The sequence below is a fragment of the Kitasatospora sp. NPDC056651 genome (assembly GCF_042792155.1).
Classification (GTDB): domain Bacteria; phylum Actinomycetota; class Actinomycetes; order Streptomycetales; family Streptomycetaceae; genus Kitasatospora.
Genome location: NZ_JBHTWX010000094.1, coordinates 15,842 through 35,593, shown reverse-complemented (window position 1 = coordinate 35,593; position 19,752 = coordinate 15,842). Strand labels below are relative to the sequence as shown.

The window sequence follows — 19,752 nt, the reverse complement described above, 5'->3', positions numbered from 1 at the left end:
GGGGAGCCGGTCGGTACCGGCTCCCCTTCTCCTTCGCTTCTTATCGGTGTCCGCCTCCGGCGCTACGCGTTCCGGTCGAGCAGCGCGAGGGTGAGTCCGCCGAGCGGCGTCACCCGGCCCGGGGCGCCGTACCGGGCGCGGAGCACCTGCGCCTGGGCCGCCGGCACCGCGCCCAGCGGGTCCAGGGTGTCGCCGAGGACTATCAGCCATATCCGGGACGCCCCGCCCAGGCAGGTCTCCGGCTGCGGGCAGGGCGTCGGGGAGAGGTCCTCGGCGTCGTCGGCGCTCCGGGCGACGAAGACCGGGGAGGGGCGGACGTCCGAGGGCAGGTAGTAGCTGACGCCCGGCCAGGCCATCGCCCAGGACTGGTCGCCCAGCGGCGCCGCCATCCCGTCCCCGGCGCGGTAGCCGGCGGAGATCTCCCGGGCCACCGCCTTGAACGGCTCCCCGGAGCCGTTGTGCGAACCGACGTAGCGCACCGAGGACTGCTTCGGCAGCGCCGCCACGGTCGGCAGGGCGAGCAGGGCGACGGCCAGCAGACCGCCCAGCGCGACGGCCTGCCGGGGCTCCCGGCCGAGGCGCCGGGCCAGGGCCACCACCGCGACGTACGCCGCCCCGGCACCGCCACCGGCCAGCACCGCCCAGGCGGGCACGGTGAACAGCAGGTACCGCTCGATGAAGTAGGAGGTGTCGCTCAGCCGCGACACCAGCCAGACGGCCACCACCGGCAGCTCCGCCAGCAGCAGCGCCTGCCAGGCCGCGACGCGCCGACCGGGCAGCACCAGGGCCAGCACCGCCAGCAGGGCGAAGGCGTGGAACACCTGGTCCGAGCCGAGCAGGTGCTCGCCGAAGCGGGTGAGGCCGCGCATGGAGGGGACCGGTATCCAGCCCAGCTGCCGGTCCGACTGCTGGCTGCCCAGCTGCACCACCGGCAGCACCGGCAGCGCCGCCACCACGACCGCCAGCGGGTAGTGCCACAGCAGCCGCCGGTCCGCCTCCGCCCGGGTGCGCCACAGGTGCAGCGCCAGGAGCGCCACCTGTCCGACGACCGTGCTGAAGGAGATCAGGTGCCCGGCGCCGGCCAGCGCCATGGCCACGCAGTACGGCGCCCAGCGCCGCCAGGTCGGCCGCTCCAGCGCCCGCAGCAGGAAGTACGAGGCCGCCGCGACCGCGCAGGTCACCAGCGCGTAGGAGCGCGCCTCCTGGGCGTACCGGACGATCTGCGGGGGCACCGCGAACAGCAGCCCGGCGGCGACCGCCGCCACCCGGCCGCCGAACAGCCGCCGGGCGGTGAGCGCCACGAACGCGGCCGCCGCCGCCATCGCCAGCACGGAGGGTATTCGCAGGGATGTCGGGGAGTCGCCGAACACCGCCGTCCAGCCGTGCATCAGCAGGTAGTACGCGCCGTTGCTGGCGTCGACGTGCTGGAGCAGCCGCAGCAGGTCACCCAGCGAGCGGGTGGCCACCGTCGCCGTCGCGATCTCGTCCCGCCACATGTCCGGCGTCCCCAGCCGGTACCCGCCCACCACCAGCATGGCCGCCGTGGGCCACACCCACACCTGCCCCAACAGCCGGCCCACCGGGCGCACAGCAGGTCTCATCAGGTCCTTCGTCTCCTTAGCCGCGCCGTAGGCAGGGTCGGATCCCACCCTGCCCGGCAGGCTACTTGACTCGCGCTGACGCCCCGTCGGCCACCCGCGTCCCAACCGTCACCGCGAGCCCCACCCCCGATCCGGTACGCTGTGGACGGCCTGGTAGCACCCGGGCCGCGCCTCAGTAGCTCAGGGGATAGAGCACGGCTCTCCTAAAGCCGGTGTCGCAGGTTCGAATCCTGCCTGGGGCACAACGAACACGCAGGTCGCAGGCCCTCCGCCCGGTCGGGCGGGGGGCCTGTGCCGTTCCCGGCCGGGTTCCGTCCGGTCCGGCCGCCCGGGAGAGGGGCCGTACGGGAAGGGGTGCCGGGGGCGTCAGGGCCGGCGTACGTCCGGGGGAGGATGCGGGGCGGGCAGCCGTCCGCCCGCGGATTGATCATGGAACCGACCTCGTGCTGACGGCCCGCGGCCATCCCGTTCCCAGGATCGACGAGACCCCTGCCGGAGCATCGCGGCTGAGCGCGGTGACGGCGATGCGCGCTTCGTGAGCCCGGCGGAGGCCCGGACCCGTGGCTGCCGGCCGTCCCAGTGTCCCGGTGTCCCGGTGTCCCGCGGGCGCGACGGCCGTGTGGCCGCGCGGAGCCGGGGAACATCCGGGGGCGCTCAGCGGACCGTCTCGTCCGGCCGGCCGACGGGATCGCCCAGGCCGGCGGGATCGCCCAGGCCCGCATCGCTCAGGAACGCGTCGTGCGGGTCCGCGTCGTGCAGGTCCGCGCCGCCCCGGCCGAGTCCCGGCCCGTCCCCATCGGGAGGCGTGGCACCCGGCGACGGCCGGCCGCCCGACACGATGACCCGCTGGACCCGGGGCCTGGTACGCCAGTTGACCCGCCGTACGTCCCGGGCCAGTGCGCCGGGGCGCCAGAGCTGGATCGCGGCGGTCACGGCACCCAGCACGATCCCGGCGGCCAGCCAGCCGGCCAGCACGTCACTGGGCCAGTGCACCCCGAGCGCGACCCGGGTCCAGCCGATGGTCAGCACCGTCGCGGCCGCCACCAGGCAGGCGGCGGTGCGTCCGCGTCGGTGGACCCGGTACCAGAGCAGGCCGACCAGGACGGCGCAGGTGATCGCCGAGGCCATGGCGTGCCCGGAGGGGAAGGCCGGGCCGCCCGCGTGCGAGACCGGATCGGTGAAGGAGGGGCGGCGGCGGTCGAAGGCCAGCTTCAGCGCCCACTGGGCGCCCCAGCCGACCAGTGTCTGGGCGGCCACCCAGCCGGACAGCACCCGCGCGCCGATCAGCCAGAGCCACCCGGCCGCGATCCCGAGCAGCGTACGCATCGTGACGGTGCCGCCGATGTCCGAGAGCGTCTGCACCGAGGCGGTCCAGATCCGGTGGTCCCGGGCGTAGGTGTGGAGTTCGTCGATCCACTCCTGGTCGAAGCGGGCCAGCGGACGCCAGTGGCCGGTGACCAGGGTCGCCAGGAGGCCGAACAGCGCGGCACAGCCCAGCGCGAGCGCTGCGTCCCGAAGGAGACTGCGGTTACGCGCAGTGGCGACGGTCGTGCTGTTGGTCAGGTGCATGGCTGACACCTTCCCAGTGTCCTGTGCCGAGCGAGGGCTGGAGTGATAGCGATTCGGCATCGTTTGTGAGGAGGACCTGCGTGCGTCGGGGTGGGGGCGCGAGTGGAAGGCGGGGCATCCGGGGAACGTCCGCGGCCGTTCACGGGTTCAACGGATGGGCGTCGAGCGCGTGAGGGTCGGGTGAAGAAGTCGCTCCCGGGGCGGTCGCGCATCGGCGCGGAACGTGCCCGACCGGTCACCGAGCGTTCGAAGTCGGGGTGAAAGTCGGCAGGATACTTCATCGGCGGGAAGAAACTGAGCGACTTGGGAATGTTGTCCGGATTCTGTTCGTTGGATCGTTACGTGTGAGCCCCCAGGGGCCCGCACTTCTTGCCCTCGCGGGGCAGGCAGGCAGACCTCGGCAACACCAGCAAAGGGAGCAAGCATGGCCACCCGTGCCGTCGTTCGCGACAGGGCCGACCGGAGTCGCGCGGCCCGCCCGACCAATCTCGAAGCCGACCGCGACCTGGTCGGCATGTACCTCGACGAGATCGCCAGGACGCCCCTGCTCGATGCTGCCGAGGAGGTCGAGCTCTCGCTGCGGATCGAGGCCGGCGTGTACGCCCAGCACCTGCTGGAGGAGGGCGGACTCCCCGACGGCGTCACGCGCGAGGAGCTGGAGGCGATAGCCGCCGACGCCGAGTCCGCCAAGGACGTCTTCATCCGCTCCAACCTCCGGCTCGTCGTTGCCGTCGCCCGGCGGTACCCGCGCAGCGGCCTGCCCCTGTTGGACCTCATCCAGGAGGGCAACGCGGGCTTGGTGCGCGCCGTCGAGAAGTTCGACTACGCCAAGGGTTTCAAGTTCTCCACGTACGCGACGTGGTGGATCCGGCAGGCGATCACCCGGTCCATCGCGGACCAGTCCCGGACGATCCGGCTCCCCGTGCACCTCGTGGAGGAGCTGGGGCGGATCCGTCGGGTCCAGCGGGAGAAGTCCAAGGAGCTGGGCCGCGAGGCGGAGCCGGCCGAGATCGCGGCCGAGCTGGACACGACCGAGGCCCGGATCAAGGACGTGCTGGACTGGGCGCGCGACCCGGTCAGCCTCAACATGTCGGTGGACGACGAGGGCGAGACCCAGTTCGGTGACCTCGTCGAGGACACCGGGGCCACGTCCCCCGAGGACGCCGTGATGGTCATGCTCCGCCGGGAGGAACTGGACGGCCTGATCGGGCGGTTGGACGACCGCACGGCCTCGATCATCCGCTCCCGCTACGGGATGGAGGACGGCCGCGAGCGCACCCTCACCGAGGTGGGCAAGCAGCACGGCCTCACCCGTGAGCGGATCCGCCAGATCGAGAAGCACGCGCTGGCCGAGCTGAAGAAGATCGCCGACCACGCGGGCTTCGAGGCCGCCTGACGTACCGGCCGGCCCAGCGGTCGAGCCCTCCCAGCGGTCGAGCCCTCATCGGGCCCCGGCGCGGAACGCTCCGCACCGGGGCCCGAGGCGTGCCACGGGGCTCTTAGGCTGGGGGGAAGGGACGAACGACGGAGTGGACAGCGTGAGCGAGCAGGGACGGGAAAAGAACCAGGACGAGGGCCGGGACGAGGGCCGGAGCCAGGCACGGGAGCCGCGGAAGGCCGCCGCGACCAAGGCCCGGCTGGTCTTCGGCGATCCGCTGGACCAGCAGTCCAAGGACGACACCGACTCCGGTTGGGGCGACCGCCCCGGCGCCGCGGAGAGCGGTGGGCGGGGGCTGGACTGGTACCTGAGCCAGCGCCCGCCGCACCACGGGGACTGAGTGACGGGGACGGGGACGGGAAAGCGTCGGGGCGGACGGCGTCGGCCGCTCAGCGCCGCGGCGCGACGAGCGCGTCACGGATCTCGGTCAGCAGCTCGACCTCCTTGGCTTCGGCCTCCGCCGCTTCCTCGGCGGCGCTCTTGCGGTGCGCGGCCAGCCTGTTCATGGGCACGATCAGGACGTAGTAGACGAAGGCCGCGGTGATCAGGAACTGGAGCGCGGCGCTGAGCACCGACCCCCACAGGATGAGGATTCCGGACGTGACCTCGCCGGTCGGGCCGAGCGCGCAGGGCCCCTTGAGGCAGGAGCTGTAGGACGCGAGGTCCTTCGGCCCGAACGCGCCGACGATCGGATTGATCACGCCCTTGACGAAGGCGTTGACGATGTTGGTGAAAGCCGCGCCGATGACCACGGCCACGGCGAGTTCGACGACATTTCCGCGCAGCAGGAATTCCTTGAAGCCCTTCATGCCGCCTCGAACGACGAATCCGCTTCCGGGTTACGGGTGATCTTCGGTGGCCCCGGACTGACAACCCGTCCGGCCCAGCGGGCCCCCGGAGGGCGGCGGCAGCCCGGCCCGCGCCGGCCCCAGCGCCAGTGCGGCCGCCACCGCGAGCAGCACCAGCGCGGGCGCCCCGGCCCGCCGCCGCACCGCACTGCGCCAGCGGTGCCACCCGCCGCAGCCGCGCCGGATCGGCGGGAAGCTCGGCAGCTCCTGTCGGGGCGGCACGGTGGGCGCGGGCAGGGGGAGGGAGAAGCTCACGGTCGTCAACGGGGTACCTCCGGAGTGTTCGGCGGTCCGGCCCCTCGCGGACCGGACGACCCACACGATGGGCGTTTCCGGCGAACTCGGAAAGCTCTTTCCCCAGGCCTGTGGAAAACCCGGCCCTGTGGATGACTTCGTACACCCGCGCGAGTGCGTCCAGCCCGTCCGGGTTGACGAAGGTCCCGCGATGGGCATGCGGGAAGGCCCGCCGCCCCCGCGTGGAAGCGGGGCCGACGGGCCTTCCCGTGGTCTGCGGGGCGTCCGGGACGGTGCCCGGGCGCCGGCGTCAGCTCGCGGCCGGAGCCGGGCTGGACGAGGCCGAGGAGCCGGAGCCCGACGACGACGAGGTGCCGGTGGACGAGGAGGACGGCGTCGAGGGGGTCGACGACGACCCGGTGCCCACCGAGCTGCTGGAGGAGGAGCGGCTGTCGGTCCGGTAGAAGCCGGAACCCTTGAACACGACGCCCACGGCCGAGAAGACCTTGCGGAGCCGTCCCTGGCAGTCGGGGCACGTGGTCAGCGCCTCGTCGGTGAACTTCTGCACCGCCTCCAGGCCGTTGCCGCACTCGGTGCACTGGTACTGGTACGTGGGCACTTGTCTTCCTCCTGGCACTCTCGCCTGATGAGTGCTAACGATGGTCAATGATGCGGCATTCCGCGGGATCAGTCCAGCGACTGCGGTGTGAGATGGCCCGGACCCGGCCCCCGGGCCACCCCGGCTCAGCCGTTGACCGCGCCCACCAGCCGCTCCGGGCCACCGCGGGCCGCGGAGCCGGAGCCGGAGCCGGAGCCGGAGCCGGAGGCGGAACCGTCCTTCGGCGCCACCAGCAGGTGCCGCAGCGAGGCCAGCGCGACCAGCCCCAGCCCGGCCCCGGCCAGCGGCACCACGAACCCGGTCGAGGGCCCGTGCCCGTCGATCAGCCGGCCCGCGGCCATCGAACCGACCGCCAGTCCCAGCCCGATCGCGCCGGTCAGCCAGGTGAAGGCCTCGGTCTTGGCCCCGTCCGCGACCAGCGTCTCGACCAGGGTGTAGCCGCTGATCAGGGTCGGTGCGATGGCCAGCCCGCAGACCAGCCCGGCGGCGCTCAGTGCCACCAGGTCGGGCATCGCCCACAGCGTCGAGCAGCCGAGAACCAGCAGCGAGTAGCTGATCAGCATCCGCTGCTGGACCGGCCGCCGCCAGCCGACCATCCCGTACAGCACCCCGGCCAGCATCGAGCCGCCGGCGAAGATCCCGTACACGGTGCCGCCGGCGGCGTGCCGCCCGACCGAGTCGGCGAAGGCGTTCACCGAGACCTGCGTGCCGCCGAAGACCGCGCCGACCCCGAGGAAGGCCCCGGCCAGCAGCCGGACGCCGGGGGAGGCGAGCGCCGAGGCGCGCTTGGCGCCGGGCCCCGGCACGATCCTGGCCGGGGCGGTGCGCCGCTGGGCGGCGAAGGCCAGCCCGCCGGCGAGGGTCAGCGAGGCCTCGGCGACCAGGGCGGTGGCCGGGTTGGCGAGCGCCGCGATGCCGGACGCCAGGATCGGGCCGATCACGAAGGTGAACTCGTCCGTCACGGACTCGAACGCGAACGCGGTGCCCACCCGGGCCGCCGAGGCCTCGGAGGGGCCGTTCGCGGAGAACGTGGCCACCCAGCGGGCCCGGACCATCGCGCCGACCTGCGGCACGCTGGCGCCGGCCGGGACGGCCGCCAGGCACAGGCTCCAGACCGGCGCGTGGGCGAGGGCGAGCGCGATCAGCGCGCCGACCGAGGCCGCGTGCACCAGGACGGTCGGCACCAGCACCGCGGCCTGCCCGTACCGGTCGGCGAGCCGCCCGGTCTGCGGCCCGATCAGGGCCTGGGCGACGGCGGCGACCGCGGTGACCGTACCGGCGGTGCCGTACGAGCCGTGGGTCTGGGTGACGAGCAGCAGGATGCCCATGCTGAGCATCGCGTACGGCAGTCGCGCGACGAGGGCGGGGGCCAGGAAGGTCCAGGCGCCCGGTGTGCGCAGCAGCTCGCCGTACCCGACGCGGGCGGGGGCCTCGGGGGCCGGAGCTGCGGTGGTGGCCGCGGGGTCCGCGGCGGTGTCGACCGTTCGGCGCGCCGTCACGGTCGGTCCTTCCTGCTGCCTGGTAGCGCGGCAGGGCATGGTGGAGCCCCGACGGCGCCGAGAGTCGTCCTCTCGCGCGTCGACCGGGGTAGATACCGGGTCGGTCCGGTGTGGTGGCCGGGGGCCGGACCGCGGCCGCCGAGCGGTCGCGCCAACTCTGCTTCAGGCAGATGCTGGGGTGGTCTAGCGGTGGTCATACGGCTGTTCGAGCCAGCATACAGGGGCCGGGCCGACACTGTGTTACGCGCGTAGACCCCGTCGGGACGGCCCGTCCGGCGAGGAGTTCACCCCCCGCCGGACGGGCCCGCCCTCACCGCCCGTTCAGCCACCCGGCGAGCTTGCCGCCCTTGTCGACGGCCCGCAGCCGCCGCTCCGCCGCCTCGCCGACCTCGTCCGTGGTGACCACCAGCAGCTCGTCCCCGCCGCGCAGCATCGTCGTCCTGTCCGGCACGAAGGAGTTCCCCTCGCGCACCACCAGGGTGACCGCCGCCCCCTTGGGCAGCCGCAGCTCGCTGATCTCCACGCCGGACATCCGCGAGGTGGGGGAGAGCGCGACCGACAGCAGGTGCCCGTGCAGCTTCTCCAGCGGCGCGGACTCGATGCCCAGGTCCTGGCCCATCGCGCCGTCGCCGATCCGCAGCCGCTTGGCCACCCAGGGCAGGGTCGGCCCCTGGAGCAGGGTGAAGACGACGACCAGGATGAAGACGATGTTGAAGACGTCCTCGGCCTTGTGGGCGCCCGACACCACCGGGATGGTGGCCAGCACGATGGGCACGGCCCCGCGCAGCCCGGCCCAGCTGAGCAGCGCCTGCTCGCGGGCGGGCACCTTGAACGGGGTCAGCGAGACCATCACCGAGAGCGGCCGGGCCAGGAAGACCAGGACCCCGCCGATCACCAGGGCGGGCACCACCGCGTCACCCATGTTCGCGGGCGTGACGAGCAGGCCGAGCAGCACGAACATGCCGATCTGCCCGATCCAGGCCAGTCCGTCGGCGAAGCCCCGGACGGCCGGGCCGTGCGGCAGCTTGGAGTTCCCGAGCACCACCGCGCTGATGTAGACGGCGAGGAAGCCGGAGCCGTGCAGCAGCGCGCCGCCGGCGTACGCGAGCACGGTGAGCGCCATCACGGCGATCGGGTAGAGGCCCGAGGAGGGCAGTGCGACCTGCTTGAGCCCGTAGGCGCCTATCTTGCCGACGGCGAGGCCTATCACCGCGCCGATCGCCAGCTCGGCGACGATCGTGCCGAGCAGCACGTACCAGGAGTCCAGCTCCCCGGTGGTGGCGAAGGCGACGACCAGGATGACCACGGGCGCGTCGTTGAAGCCGGACTCGGCCTCCAACAGGCCGGTGAGCCGGTGCGGCAGCGGGACCATCCGCAGCACCGAGAAGACGGCGGCCGCGTCGGTCGAGGAGACGATGGCGCCCAGCAGTAGTGAGGTCCGCCAGTCCAGGCCGACCAGCCAGTGGGCGCCGGCGGCGGTGGCGAACACGCTGACGCCGACGCCGACGGTGGCGAGCACGGTCGCGGACGGCATCACCGGCTTGATCTCGCGCCAGCTGGTCTTGAGGCCGCCCTCGGCCAGGATGACCACGAGCGCCGCGTAGCCGAGCACCTGGGTGAGCTCGGCGTTGTTGAAGGTGACGCCGATCCCGTTCTGGCCCAGTGCGACGCCGATCCCCAGATAGATCAGCAGGCTGGGCAGCCCTGATCGGGTGGAGAGGCGGACGGCACCCACCGCGAACAGCAGGATCACGGAGGACTCGAGCAGGAGCTGGTTCAGATGGGAGACGTTCACGCAGGGGCACCTCGGGCAGGCAGGGGCGGACGGGGTGTCTGGTGGTGCTGTGGGCTGACCCGTTAAGAAGGCGTCAATACTCCCCTTGCGGATCGTTACGCAGTCTAACATTTTGCCATATCTTTAGCTTGGTCCCCCGTTCACGGTGCTCGGCCGACTCGGCCTAATGTGGTGCCCTGCCGGGGTCGCAGGCCCTGGACACGCCCCGCCCGCCCCGAAGTCAGGACCGCAAGGACCCAGATGCCCCGCTCGAAGAAGTTCCGGCGCGCCCGTCTGATCGTGATCGTGCTGGTCGTGCTGCTGGTGGCCGGTGCCGGCTACGGCGGCTACCGCGGGGTCACCGCGGTCCGTGCCTCCTTCCCGGAGGTCGACGGCAGCGTCAAGGTGGCGGGCCTGAGCGCGCCCGTCGACGTCAAGCGGGACGCCAACGGCATCCCGCAGCTGTACGCCGACACCGCCGAAGACCTGTTCCGCGCCCAGGGCTACGTCCAGGCGCAGGACCGTTTCTGGGAGATGGACGTCCGCCGGCACGTCACCGCCGGCCGGCTCTCCGAGATGTTCGGCGACGGCCAGGTCGACACCGACGCCTTCATCCGCACCATGGGCTGGCGGCAGGTGGCGCAGAAGGAGTTCGACACCAAGCTGTCCCCGGAGACCAAGAAGTACCTCCAGGCGTACTCGGACGGCGTGAACGCCTGGCTCGCCGAGCACCCCGGCGGTGCGAAGGCCTCGCTGGAGTACTCGCTGCTCGGCGTCGTCAACGGCGGCTACCAGCCCGAGCAGTGGACCCCGGTCGACTCGGTGGCCTGGCTCAAGGCGATGGCCTGGAACCTCTCCGGGAACCTCCAGGAGGAGATCGACCGCTCGCTGCTGGCCCAGGACTTCGGCCCGGACAAGATCGCCGAGCTGTACCCGGACTACCCGTACGCCCGCAACGGCACGATCGTGAAGACCGGCACGGTGGCGGGCGACGCCTACCGCCCCGCCGACGGCTCCCCGCAGTCCGGCGCGACCCCCGGCACGGCCGGCACCACCCAGGGCGCGGCCGCCACCAAGGCGGTGCTCCAGGGGCTGACCGACCGGATCGACTCGATGCCGCAGCTGCTCGGCCGCCCCGGCCAGGGCATCGGCTCCAACTCCTGGGTGGTGGCCGGCTCGCACACCACCACCGGCAAGCCGCTGCTGGCCAACGACCCGCACCTGGGCCCCGGCCTGCCCTCCGTCTGGTACCAGATGGGCCTGCACTGCCGGACCAGCTCCCCGGCCTGCCAGTTCGACGTCTCCGGCTTCACCTTCGCGGGCATGCCCGGCGTGGTGATCGGCCACAACCAGGACATCGCCTGGGGCTTCACCAACCTCGGCGCCGACGTCACCGACCTCTTCCTGGAGAAGGTCACCGGCCCGGACACCTACCAGGTGGACGGCAAGGACGAGAAGTTCGAGCTCCGCAAGGAGACCATCAAGGTCGCCGGCGGCGAGGACCGCACCATCACCGTCCGCACCACCAAGACCGGCGCCCCGCTCATCTCGGACCAGAGCACCGAGCAGCAGAACGTCGGCAAGTACGCCCCCAACGGCACCTCCGCCCCCGACCGCGGCACCGGCGGCTACGGCGTCGCCCTCCAGTGGACGGCGCTCAGCCCCGGCAAGACCATGGACGCCGTCTTCGAGCTGGACAAGGCGAAGAACTGGGACGAGTTCCGCGCCGCCGCCAAGGACTTCACCGTCCCCGCGCAGAACCTGGTCTACGCCGACGCCAAGAACATCGGCTACCAGGCCCCGGGCATCATCCCGGTCCGCGGCAAGGGCGACGGCACCCTCCCCTCGCCGGGCTGGGACTCCGCCTACCAGTGGAAGGACCCGATCCCCTTCAGCGCGTTGCCGTGGAGCCTCAACCCCTCGGCCGGCTACATCGTCACCGCCAACCAGGCCGTGGTGGACCCGAGCTACAAGTACAACCTGACCAAGGACTGGGAGTACGGCACCCGCGCCAAGGAGATCACCGACCAGATCGAGGGCCTGCTCAAGAACAACGGCAAGATCTCGCCGGACGACATGCAGACCCTCCAGCTGGACAACACCAGCGTGATGGCCAAGACGCTGGTCCCGCTGCTGCTCAAGCAGCAGGCCAGTGACCCGTACGTGCGCGAGGCCCAGGACCTGCTGAAGGACTGGAACTTCCACCAGGACGCCGACTCGGCCGCCGCCGCCTACTACAACGGCGTCTGGCGCCAGCTGCTGACCCTGGCCTTCGGCCAGAAGTTCCCGGCCGACCTGCGGGCCAAGGACAACTGCCTGCTGGCCCGCCGGCAGGACGACCCGACCAAGCCGGACAGCGCCACCAAGATCGTCACCGAGTGCGGCACCCGCGACCCGGGCAAGGCCCAGCCGGACGGCGGCGACCGCTGGACCGAGGTGGTGCGCCAGCAGCTGGAGAAGCCCGACAGCTCGTGGTGGACGTACATCGACGACCAGCACAAGGAGCAGAAGGGCCTGGACAACCTGCTCCAGGAGGCGATGAAGGACGCCCGCCAGGAGCTGACCTCGCTGCTCGGCAAGGACGTCTCCAGCTGGAGCTGGGGCCGCCTGCACAAGCTGGAGCTGCGCGAGCAGACCCTCGGCACCGACAACTCCTCGATCGCCTCCGGCGCGGTGCACAAGCTGCTCAACCGCGGCCCGTACCGGCTCTCCGGCGGTTCGGCCGCAGTCGACGCGGCCGGCTGGAACGCGGCGGCCGGCTACCAGGTCGACTGGATCCCCTCGATGCGCATGGTGGTCGACCTGAACGACCTCGACGCCTCGCGCTGGGTCAACGTCGGCGGCGCCTCCGGGCACGCCTTCCACGACAACTACAACGACCAGACCGACGTCTGGCTCAAGGGCAAGCTGCTGACCTGGGCCAACTCGCCGGACGCGGTCGAGAAGGCGACCAGGCACAAGCTGGTGCTCACCACCGGCTGACGCCCGTACGGCCCCGAGCCACCGGCGGCCCCGTTCCCGACCAGGGAGCGGGGCCGCCGCCGTGCTCAGCCGAGCTCGCGCACCCCCGAGGGCAGCACCGCCACGTCCACCAGCCGGTCGTGCGGCTCGGCCGGCACCCGCTCCAGCAGCTCGTGCTCGTACAGCAGCACCGCCAGCACCGGCCGCGCGCCCGCCCGCGCCAGGCGGTCCAGCACCCGGTCGTAGCTGCCGCCGCCCCGGCCCAGCCGCAGCCCGGAGCGGTCCACCGCCAGGCCCGGCAGCAGCACCACGGCGGCCTCCGTCACCGCCTGCGGCCCGAGCCGCGGGCCGACCGGCTCCAGCAGCCCGCGCCCGGCCGGGGCCAGCGCCCCGGGCCCCGCGTACTCGGCCCAGTCCAGGTCGTTGTCCGCCAGCAGCACCGGCAGCAGCACCCGCGCCCCGCGCGCCCGCAGCGCTTCCAGCAGCGGACGGGTCCCGGGCTCGGCGCCGACCGAGACGTACGCGGCCACCGTGGCGCCCGCACCGGCCAGCTCCCCGGCGTGCCCGGCCAGACGGTCGGCCGCCGCGGTCCGCTCCTCGGCGGTCAGCGCGCGGCGCTCCGTCAACAGCCGTGTCCTCAGGCCGCTCTTCTCGTTGTGCGTGTGATCGTCGTGCGTTCGATCGCCGTGCATCCGGTCCTCCTGGTCTCCGCGCCCTGGTCTCCGCACCACCGACGCGCAGAGCCTGACACGCGAAGGGGCGCCCCCGTTGACCACCCCGCTGCTGGTCCAGTCCCTGGCCGCACTGAGCGTCCCCGCACTGGCCGGCGCCACCGCCCTCGGACTGCGCGGCCGGCGGGACCGGGCCGGGGCCGCCGCCGGGGCCGAGCGGCTGCGCGGGCGGATCGCCGAACTGGAGGAGTGCTGCGCCGAACTGGAGCGCACCGCCTCCTGCGACCCGCTCACCGGGGTGTGGAACTACCGCCACCTCCAGCTCACCCTGGACCGGGAGATCGAACGGGCCCGCCGCGCCGAGCACACCGAGCAGGCCGACGGCCCGCGCCCGCTCGCCGTGCTGATGCTCGCCATCACCGGCTTCGACGCGGTCGTCGCCGAACACGGCCGGGGCCGGGCCGGCGCGGTGCTGCGCGACCTCGCCCAGCGGCTCGCGATGGAGATCCGCCGGGCCGACACCCTCGGCCGCTACGGCGGCGAGGACTTCCTGGTGGTGCTGCCGGACACCGGCGCCGAGGGCGCCGCCCAGGTCGCCGAGCGGCTGGTCTGGTCGGTCCGCCGGCACCTGCTGCTGGACTGGTCCTCCGGCCCGCGCGAGTCCCGCCCCGCCGCCGGCAACGGCCTCACCGCCGCCTGCGGCATCGCCGTCCTGCCCGAGGACGGCACCCACGCCGCCGTCCTGCTGCGCGCGGCCGACGCGGCGCTCGCCGCGGCCCGGTCGGCCGGCGGCGACTGCTGGCGGCTCCCGGCCGAGCACCCGGGGGAGCACCCGGCCGAGCACCCGGGGGAGCACCCGGGGGAGTCCGAACGCCCCCGAACCGACCGCTCCGAACAGGGCGTCCAGGGCCCCGGCCACCGTCCGGACGGCGAACACGACCGTTCCGCAAAGCCCGGTAGTCTGTCGGCCTGTGCCGGCCGGAACCCCCTCGACCAGCCGGTCGCGACCCATACGGCCGCCACTGCGGCCGGGCCCCGCGACGTGCTGTCCTAGCCGTCCGACGGCGCTCGGCCGGGCGAAAACGTGCCTGAGTAAGGTAAACGCATGACGACGACCAACCCCCGAGTTCCGGTAACCAAGGCCGTGGTACCCGCGGCCGGACTGGGCACCCGTTTCCTCCCGGCGACCAAGGCCACCCCGAAGGAGATGCTCCCGGTCGTCGACAAGCCGGCGATCCAGTACGTCGTCGAGGAGGCGTCCGCCGCCGGCCTCTCCGACATACTGATGGTCACCGGGCGCAACAAGCGGGCCCTGGAGGACCACTTCGACCGCGCCTACGAGCTGGAGGAGCTGCTGGTCCGCAAGGGCGACGAGCAGCGCCTGGCCCGGGTCCGCGAGTCCGTCGAGCTGGCCAACATGCACTACGTCCGCCAGGGCGACCCCAAGGGCCTCGGCCACGCCGTCTCGGTCGCCGAGCAGCACGTCGCCGGCCAGCCCTTCGCCGTCCTGCTCGGCGACGACCTGATCGACCCGCGCGACCCGCTGCTCTCCCGGATGATCGAGGTGCAGCAGGAGCTCGGCGGTTCGGTCGTCGCCCTCATGGAGGTCGCCCCCTCCCAGATCCACCTCTACGGCTGCGCCGCCGTCAAGGCGAACGGCTTCGGCGACGACGTCTTCCAGGTGACCGACCTGGTCGAGAAGCCCGAGCCCGGCGAGGCCCCGTCCAACTATGCGGTGATCGGCCGTTACGTCCTCGACCCGCTGGTCTTCGACGTGCTGCGGGAGACCCCGCCCGGCCGCGGCGGCGAGATCCAGCTCACCGACGCCCTGCGCGAGCTGACCACCCGTGAGGCGGCGGACGGCGGCCAGGTGCACGGCGTGCTCTTCAAGGGCCGCCGCTACGACACCGGCGACCGCGCCGACTACCTGCGCGCTATCGTCCGACTGGCCGCCGAACGCGAGGACCTGGGCCCGGAGTTCCGCTCCTGGCTGCGGGAGTTCGTCGGCACCGAGATGCAGGACTGACGCAGGACGACCACGACAGAGAGCGAGCCGCCGATGACCGGGTCCACCGAGCACAGCACCACGCCCAGCGCCTGCTGCGACGCCGGAACGGACCCGGCACCGGCGGCACCGCGCCTGTGGACGGTGGACGAGCACCTCGCCGACGTGCTGGCCGCGGTCGGTCCGCTGCCCGCGATCGAGCTCCCGCTGCTCGACGCCCAGGGCTGCCGGCTCGACGAGGACGTGACCGCCGACGGCGACCTGCCGCCCTTCGACAACAGCTCGATGGACGGCTACGCGGTCCGCACCGCCGACACCGAGGGCGCCACCGACGTCTACCCGTCGGTGCTCCCGGTGGTCGGCGACATCGCGGCCGGCGCCGGCGAGCTGCCCAGGATCGGCCCCGGCCAGGCCGCCCGGATCATGACCGGGGCCCCGCTGCCACCCGGCGCCCAGGCCGTCGCCCCGGTCGAGTGGACCGACGGTGGCACCGGCACCGGGGTGGCCGCCGCCGCGATGACCGCGCCCGTCCCCGACGAGGAGGTGCGCGTCCTGCGCCCGGTCGCCGAGGGCGCGCACATCCGCCGCCGCGGCAGCGACGTCACGGCCGGCACCACCGTCCTGGAGGCGGGCACCCGGCTCGGCCCCACCCAGCTCGGCCTGCTCGCCGCGATCGGCCGGGCCACCGTGAAGGTCCGCCCGCGCCCCCGGGTCGTGGTGCTGTCCACCGGCAGCGAGCTGGTCCCGCCCGGCGAGCCGGTCGGCCCCGGGCAGATCACCGACTCCAACAGCTTCACCCTCACCGCGGCCGCCCAGGAGGCCGGTGCCATCGCCTACCGGGTCGGCGCCGTCCCGGACGACGCAGGGAGGCTGCGCGCCGTCCTGGAGGACCAGCTCGGCCGGGCCGACCTGATCGTCACCAGCGGCGGGGTCAGCGTCGGCGCGTACGACGTGGTCAAGGAGGTCTTCGAGACCTACGGGGGCGTCGCCTTCCGGACGCTGCGGATGCAGCCCGGCAAGCCCCAGGGCTTCGGCCGGATCGGCGGCGCGGCCGGGGTGCCGCTGCTCGCCCTGCCCGGAAATCCGGTGAGCGCCTACATCTCCTTCGAGCTCTTCGTCCGCCCGGTCATCCGCACCATGCTCGGCGCCGCCGAGGTGCACCGCCCGGTGGTCCGCGCGCTCTGCCCGGCGGCACTGCGCTCCCCGGCCGGCCGGCGGCAGTTCCTGCGCGGCCGGCACTCGGCGGCGGACGGCACCGTCGAGCCGGTGGGCGGCGCCGGGTCCCACCTGGTCGGCGCGCTGGCCCGGGCGAACTGCCTGATCACCGTCCCCGAGGACGTCACCGAACTGCCCGCCGGCAGCGAGGTGGACGTGGTGTTGCTGGACTCCTGATCGGTCCGCCGGACCGGGGAACGGTACGGTAGCGCGGTATTCGACCTGCTCGCCCCTGGAGTTACCCGTGACGACACCTCCCCCCGGCGACCGCCTCACCCACGTCGACGACCAGGGCGCGGCCCGGATGGTCGACGTCTCCGAGAAGGCCACCACCGCGCGCACCGCCGTGGCGGCCGGCCGGGTGCGGGTCTCCCCGCAGGTGGTCGAGCTGCTGCGCGGCGACGGCGTGCCCAAGGGCGACGCCCTCGCGGTGGCCCGGATCGCCGGGATCATGGGCGCCAAGAAGACCCCGGAGCTGATCCCGCTCTGCCACCCGATCGCGGTCTCCGGCGTCAAGGTCGACCTCGCGGTCGCGGACGACGCGGTCGAGATCACCGCCACCGTGAAGACCTCCGACCGCACCGGCGTCGAGATGGAGGCGCTGACCGCCGTGGCGGTGGCCGGGCTGACGGTCGTCGACATGGTCAAGGCGGTGGACAAGGGCGCCACGATCGAGTCGGTCCGGGTGCTGAGCAAGACCGGCGGCAAGAGCGGTGACTGGTTCGCCCCGGAGGTGGACGCGTGACCGCGTCGGCCGCGAAGGCCTCGTCCGGGGAGGCCCCGGCCGGGAGGGCGCTGGCCGTCACCGTCTCCAACCGGGCCTCGGCCGGGGTCTACCAGGACAAGGGCGGCCCGCTGCTGGTGGCCGGCCTGACCGCGATGGGCTTCAGGACGGACGGCCCCCGGATCGTCCCGGACGGCGAGCCGGTGGAGGCCGCGCTGCGCGAGGCCGTCGCGGCCGGCTACGACGTGGTGCTGACCACCGGCGGCACCGGCATCTCGCCGACGGACCTCACCCCCGAGATGACCGCCCGGGTGATCGACCGCCAGGTTCCCGGCATCGCCGAGGCCGTCCGCGCGTACGGCCGGGAGAAGGTGCCCACCTCGGCGCTCTCCCGCGGGCTCGCCGGGCTCGCCGGACGTACCCTGATCGTCAACCTGCCGGGCTCGACCGGCGGCGTCAGGGACGGCCTGGCCGTCCTGGAGCCGCTGCTCGCCCACGCCGTCGACCAGCTCGGCGGCGGGGACCACGCCCGGCCCGACGCCCCGGCGACCGGGGCTCCAGCATCCAGGAGAGGGCACTGAACGCCGGCTGGCCGGTAGAGCTCCACGAGGGGGAGGTCGTGCTGCGCCCGATCCGGGTCCGCGACCAGCGCGAGTGGCAGGAGGTGAGCCACCGCAACCGGGACTGGCTGCGCCGCTGGGAGGCCACCGTGCCGCCCGGCCCGGCGGGCCTGGCCGCCGGCCCTCGGCCGACCTACCGGCAGATGGTCCGCTTCCTGCGCGGCGAGGCCTCGGCCGGCCGGATGCTTCCCTTCGTCGTGGTCTACCAGGGCCGGCTGGTCGGCCAGTTGACCGTCGGCGGGATCACCTGGGGATCGATGTGCTCGGCGAACGTCGGGTACTGGGTGGACGAGTCGGTGGCCGGCCGGGGCATCATCCCGACCGCCGTGGCGCTCGCGGTGAACTACTGCTTCCACACGCTCGGACTCCACCGGATCGAGGTCTGCATCCGCCCGGAGAACGGCCCGAGCCGGCGGGTGGTGGAGAAACTCGGCTTCCGCTCGGAGGGAATCCGTCCCCGCTATCTCCACATCGACGGCGACTGGCGGGACCACCTCGTCTACGCGCTGACCGCCGAGGAGGTCCCGGAGGGGGTGCTGGCGCGCTGGCGGGCGCTCAGTTCCGGGCGTCGGCCCAGTAATTGAATATATGTTCGAATAAAATATCGATATGGCATCGCCACGACGCCGGACCATCACAAATACCGGCAAAATAGTCGGAGAATCAGCTTGATCACACGACACGCCGCGCCAAATTGCTGCCAGCGCTTCCCCACCGCCCGTACGGTGTGAATCGTGAGCAGTAGCGGCCTTATCTACGCCGTCATCGTAGGGGCCTGGGCCGCCTATCTGGTGCCGATGTGGCTCCGCAGGCAGGACGAACTCAACGAGGCGCGCCCGACGGAACGCTTCAGCACCGCCATCCGCCTGCTGGCCGGGCGTTCGGCGCTGGAGCGGCGGGCAGCCCGGGCCCTGGGCGACGAACCGCGTGACGGCGAGCAGAACGACGACGGTCCTCCCGAACGGGACGCGGCCGCCTCCGGCGATCCCGCGGGGGAGCCCGAACCCCCGGCGCAGCGTCCGGCCGAGCGGCCGGCCCCCGAGCCGCAGGCCGGCAGTGAGCGCCGGGCGCGGCTGCTGGCCCGTCGGCGCCGGATGGTGACCGCCCTCTTCCTGTCCTTCGCGCTCGCCGCGGTGGTCGCCGCGGTGGCCGGACTGGCGTTCCTCTGGGTCCCCGCGGTCCCGGCGGTCCTCCTCACCCTGTACATCGGCCACCTGCGCAAGCTGGAGCGCCAGCGGTACGAGGTGAAGCTCGACCGCGTGCGGGCCGCCCAGGCGGCCGAGCGGCTGCGCAAGCGCGAACAGCAGCGCGCCGCCGCGGCGGCCGCCGCGACCCCGGCCGAGGCCCCCGCCGGCGCGGAGCCCGCCCCGGCCCCGCCCGCCGAGGGGCGGGCCGCCCGCCGTCCGCACCTGCGGCTGGCGGTCGACCCGGAGCAGGCCACCGTCGTGGTGCCCTCCGCCTCCGCCGTGGCCGAGGCGACCGAGCACGAGGAGTGGGTCGACGGCATGCGCGAGCGCGGTGCGGCCGGCCCGGACTCCTGGGAGCCGGTGCCCGTCCCGCTGCCGACCTACGTGACCGCGCCGGTCGCCCCCAGGGTCTCCCGCGGCCTCGACCTGTCGGCCCCCGGCACCTGGACCGCCGGCCGACCCGCGGAGTCCCGCAAGACCCCGCTGTTCGACCAGTACGCCGAGCCGCAGGCCCCCGAGTCGCGCCCGCGCGCGGCCAACGAATGACCTGGGGTCCATCCCGGACCACCCCCCGACCAGCACCGCGATCCGGGGGGTGGTCACGGACCCCCTCCGAAAGGTGCTAGAGTTTCTTCTCGTTGGGGCTGTGGCGCAGTCCGGTAGCGCACCTCGTTCGCATCGAGGGGGTCAGGGGTTCGAATCCCCTCAGCTCCACCCAACGACTGTTTATGAGTCTGACTCGTAAGTGGTCATGAGATCCCGCTCAGCCGGTTCGGCTGAGCGGGAT

The 19,752-nt window shown here is 73.2% G+C and carries 18 protein-coding genes and 2 tRNA genes; 12 read left to right on the top strand and 8 right to left on the bottom strand.

The features are described 5' to 3' along the window. Positions 1-62 precede the first annotated feature (62 nt). A complete protein-coding gene (locus ACFRAR_RS29160; protein ID WP_380701500.1) occupies positions 63-1,601 on the bottom strand; it encodes a glycosyltransferase family 39 protein in 1,539 nt (512 codons plus the stop codon). A gap of 169 nt (positions 1,602-1,770) precedes the next feature. Here ACFRAR_RS29160 and ACFRAR_RS29155 point away from each other — a divergent pair. Then, a tRNA-Arg gene (locus ACFRAR_RS29155) sits at positions 1,771-1,843 on the top strand. A gap of 412 nt (positions 1,844-2,255) precedes the next feature. On the opposite strand, the gene ACFRAR_RS29150 is transcribed toward ACFRAR_RS29155, so the two are convergent. Further along, positions 2,256-3,170 (bottom strand): phosphatase PAP2 family protein, encoded by a 915-nt coding sequence (locus tag ACFRAR_RS29150; protein WP_380701498.1) that lies wholly within the window; start codon positions 3,168-3,170, stop codon positions 2,256-2,258. Between the two features lie 424 nt (positions 3,171-3,594). Between ACFRAR_RS29150 and ACFRAR_RS29145 the strand changes: the two genes are divergently transcribed. Both ACFRAR_RS29145 and ACFRAR_RS29140 read left to right on the top strand, forming a co-directional pair. Beyond that, entirely contained in the window at positions 3,595-4,566 is a 972-nt protein-coding gene (locus ACFRAR_RS29145; RefSeq protein WP_380701496.1) for a sigma-70 family RNA polymerase sigma factor, read from the top strand. 142 nt (positions 4,567-4,708) lie between these two features. Next, complete coding sequence (locus tag ACFRAR_RS29140) at positions 4,709-4,948, top strand: hypothetical protein (RefSeq protein WP_380701494.1); 240 nt, start codon at positions 4,709-4,711, stop codon at positions 4,946-4,948. A gap of 49 nt (positions 4,949-4,997) precedes the next feature. Here the strand turns inward: ACFRAR_RS29140 and mscL are convergent, their stop codons facing one another. The 5 genes from mscL to ACFRAR_RS29115 form a co-directional block, all read right to left on the bottom strand. Further along, on the bottom strand, positions 4,998-5,417 hold the full coding sequence (gene mscL, locus ACFRAR_RS29135; protein ID WP_380701492.1) for a large conductance mechanosensitive channel protein MscL: 420 nt from the start codon (positions 5,415-5,417) through the stop codon (positions 4,998-5,000). 30 nt (positions 5,418-5,447) lie between these two features. Continuing rightward, on the bottom strand, positions 5,448-5,720 hold the full coding sequence (locus tag ACFRAR_RS29130) for a hypothetical protein (RefSeq protein WP_380701490.1): 273 nt from the start codon (positions 5,718-5,720) through the stop codon (positions 5,448-5,450). A 280-nt stretch (positions 5,721-6,000) separates the two neighbouring features. Then, positions 6,001-6,309, bottom strand: a complete 309-nt coding sequence (locus ACFRAR_RS29125; RefSeq protein ID WP_380701488.1) for an FmdB family zinc ribbon protein — start codon at positions 6,307-6,309, stop codon at positions 6,001-6,003. Between the two features lie 125 nt (positions 6,310-6,434). Then, entirely contained in the window at positions 6,435-7,808 is a 1,374-nt protein-coding gene (locus ACFRAR_RS29120) for an MFS transporter (RefSeq protein ID WP_380701486.1), read from the bottom strand. A 310-nt stretch (positions 7,809-8,118) separates the two neighbouring features. After that, positions 8,119-9,603: a potassium/proton antiporter gene (locus ACFRAR_RS29115; protein ID WP_380701484.1), complete on the bottom strand. Its 1,485-nt coding sequence runs from the start codon at positions 9,601-9,603 to the stop codon at positions 8,119-8,121. Positions 9,604-9,843: 240 nt separating this feature from the next. Between ACFRAR_RS29115 and ACFRAR_RS29110 the strand changes: the two genes are divergently transcribed. Further along, positions 9,844-12,564 (top strand): penicillin acylase family protein, encoded by a 2,721-nt coding sequence (locus ACFRAR_RS29110; RefSeq protein ID WP_380701482.1) that lies wholly within the window; start codon positions 9,844-9,846, stop codon positions 12,562-12,564. Positions 12,565-12,629: 65 nt separating this feature from the next. Here the strand turns inward: ACFRAR_RS29110 and ACFRAR_RS29105 are convergent, their stop codons facing one another. Beyond that, positions 12,630-13,235, bottom strand: a complete 606-nt coding sequence (locus tag ACFRAR_RS29105) for a 5-formyltetrahydrofolate cyclo-ligase (RefSeq protein ID WP_380701480.1) — start codon at positions 13,233-13,235, stop codon at positions 12,630-12,632. A 76-nt stretch (positions 13,236-13,311) separates the two neighbouring features. On the opposite strand from ACFRAR_RS29105, the gene ACFRAR_RS29100 reads away from it, so the two are divergent. From ACFRAR_RS29100 to ACFRAR_RS29065, 8 genes are all read left to right on the top strand, one after another. Continuing rightward, positions 13,312-14,268, top strand: coding sequence for a GGDEF domain-containing protein (locus ACFRAR_RS29100; protein ID WP_380701478.1), 957 nt, complete (start codon positions 13,312-13,314; stop codon positions 14,266-14,268). Positions 14,269-14,319: 51 nt separating this feature from the next. Then, positions 14,320-15,240 (top strand): UTP--glucose-1-phosphate uridylyltransferase GalU, encoded by a 921-nt coding sequence (galU, locus tag ACFRAR_RS29095; RefSeq protein WP_380701476.1) that lies wholly within the window; start codon positions 14,320-14,322, stop codon positions 15,238-15,240. Positions 15,241-15,273: 33 nt separating this feature from the next. Continuing rightward, entirely contained in the window at positions 15,274-16,611 is a 1,338-nt protein-coding gene (gene glp / locus ACFRAR_RS29090) for a gephyrin-like molybdotransferase Glp (RefSeq protein ID WP_380701474.1), read from the top strand. A 127-nt stretch (positions 16,612-16,738) separates the two neighbouring features. Continuing rightward, the gene (moaC, locus tag ACFRAR_RS29085) at positions 16,739-17,179 is read left to right on the top strand and encodes a cyclic pyranopterin monophosphate synthase MoaC (protein WP_380701510.1); all 441 of its coding nucleotides are present in this window, start codon (positions 16,739-16,741) and stop codon (positions 17,177-17,179) included. Continuing rightward, entirely contained in the window at positions 17,176-17,739 is a 564-nt protein-coding gene (locus ACFRAR_RS29080) for a molybdenum cofactor biosynthesis protein B (RefSeq protein WP_380701472.1), read from the top strand. Before moaC ends, ACFRAR_RS29080 begins: the two co-directional genes overlap by 4 nt. After that, positions 17,736-18,362, top strand: a complete 627-nt coding sequence (locus tag ACFRAR_RS29075) for a GNAT family N-acetyltransferase (protein WP_380701508.1) — start codon at positions 17,736-17,738, stop codon at positions 18,360-18,362. The genes ACFRAR_RS29080 and ACFRAR_RS29075 overlap by 4 nt, the downstream gene beginning before the upstream one ends. A gap of 150 nt (positions 18,363-18,512) precedes the next feature. Then, entirely contained in the window at positions 18,513-19,511 is a 999-nt protein-coding gene (locus ACFRAR_RS29070; protein WP_380701470.1) for a hypothetical protein, read from the top strand. Positions 19,512-19,605: 94 nt separating this feature from the next. Further along, a tRNA-Ala gene (locus ACFRAR_RS29065) sits at positions 19,606-19,679 on the top strand. Positions 19,680-19,752 lie beyond the last annotated feature (73 nt).

Coding starts and splice junctions, on each gene's coding strand:
- glp (WP_380701474.1), top strand. CDS start 15,274: ATGACCGGGTCCACCGAGCACAGCACCACGCCCAGCGCCTGCTGCGAC.
- ACFRAR_RS29105 (WP_380701480.1), bottom strand. CDS start 13,235: ATGCACGGCGATCGAACGCACGACGATCACACGCACAACGAGAAGAGC.
- ACFRAR_RS29160 (WP_380701500.1), bottom strand. CDS start 1,601: ATGAGACCTGCTGTGCGCCCGGTGGGCCGGCTGTTGGGGCAGGTGTGG.
- ACFRAR_RS29110 (WP_380701482.1), top strand. CDS start 9,844: ATGCCCCGCTCGAAGAAGTTCCGGCGCGCCCGTCTGATCGTGATCGTG.
- mscL (WP_380701492.1), bottom strand. CDS start 5,417: ATGAAGGGCTTCAAGGAATTCCTGCTGCGCGGAAATGTCGTCGAACTC.
- moaC (WP_380701510.1), top strand. CDS start 16,739: ATGGTCGACGTCTCCGAGAAGGCCACCACCGCGCGCACCGCCGTGGCG.
- galU (WP_380701476.1), top strand. CDS start 14,320: ATGACGACGACCAACCCCCGAGTTCCGGTAACCAAGGCCGTGGTACCC.
- ACFRAR_RS29150 (WP_380701498.1), bottom strand. CDS start 3,170: ATGCACCTGACCAACAGCACGACCGTCGCCACTGCGCGTAACCGCAGT.
- ACFRAR_RS29145 (WP_380701496.1), top strand. CDS start 3,595: ATGGCCACCCGTGCCGTCGTTCGCGACAGGGCCGACCGGAGTCGCGCG.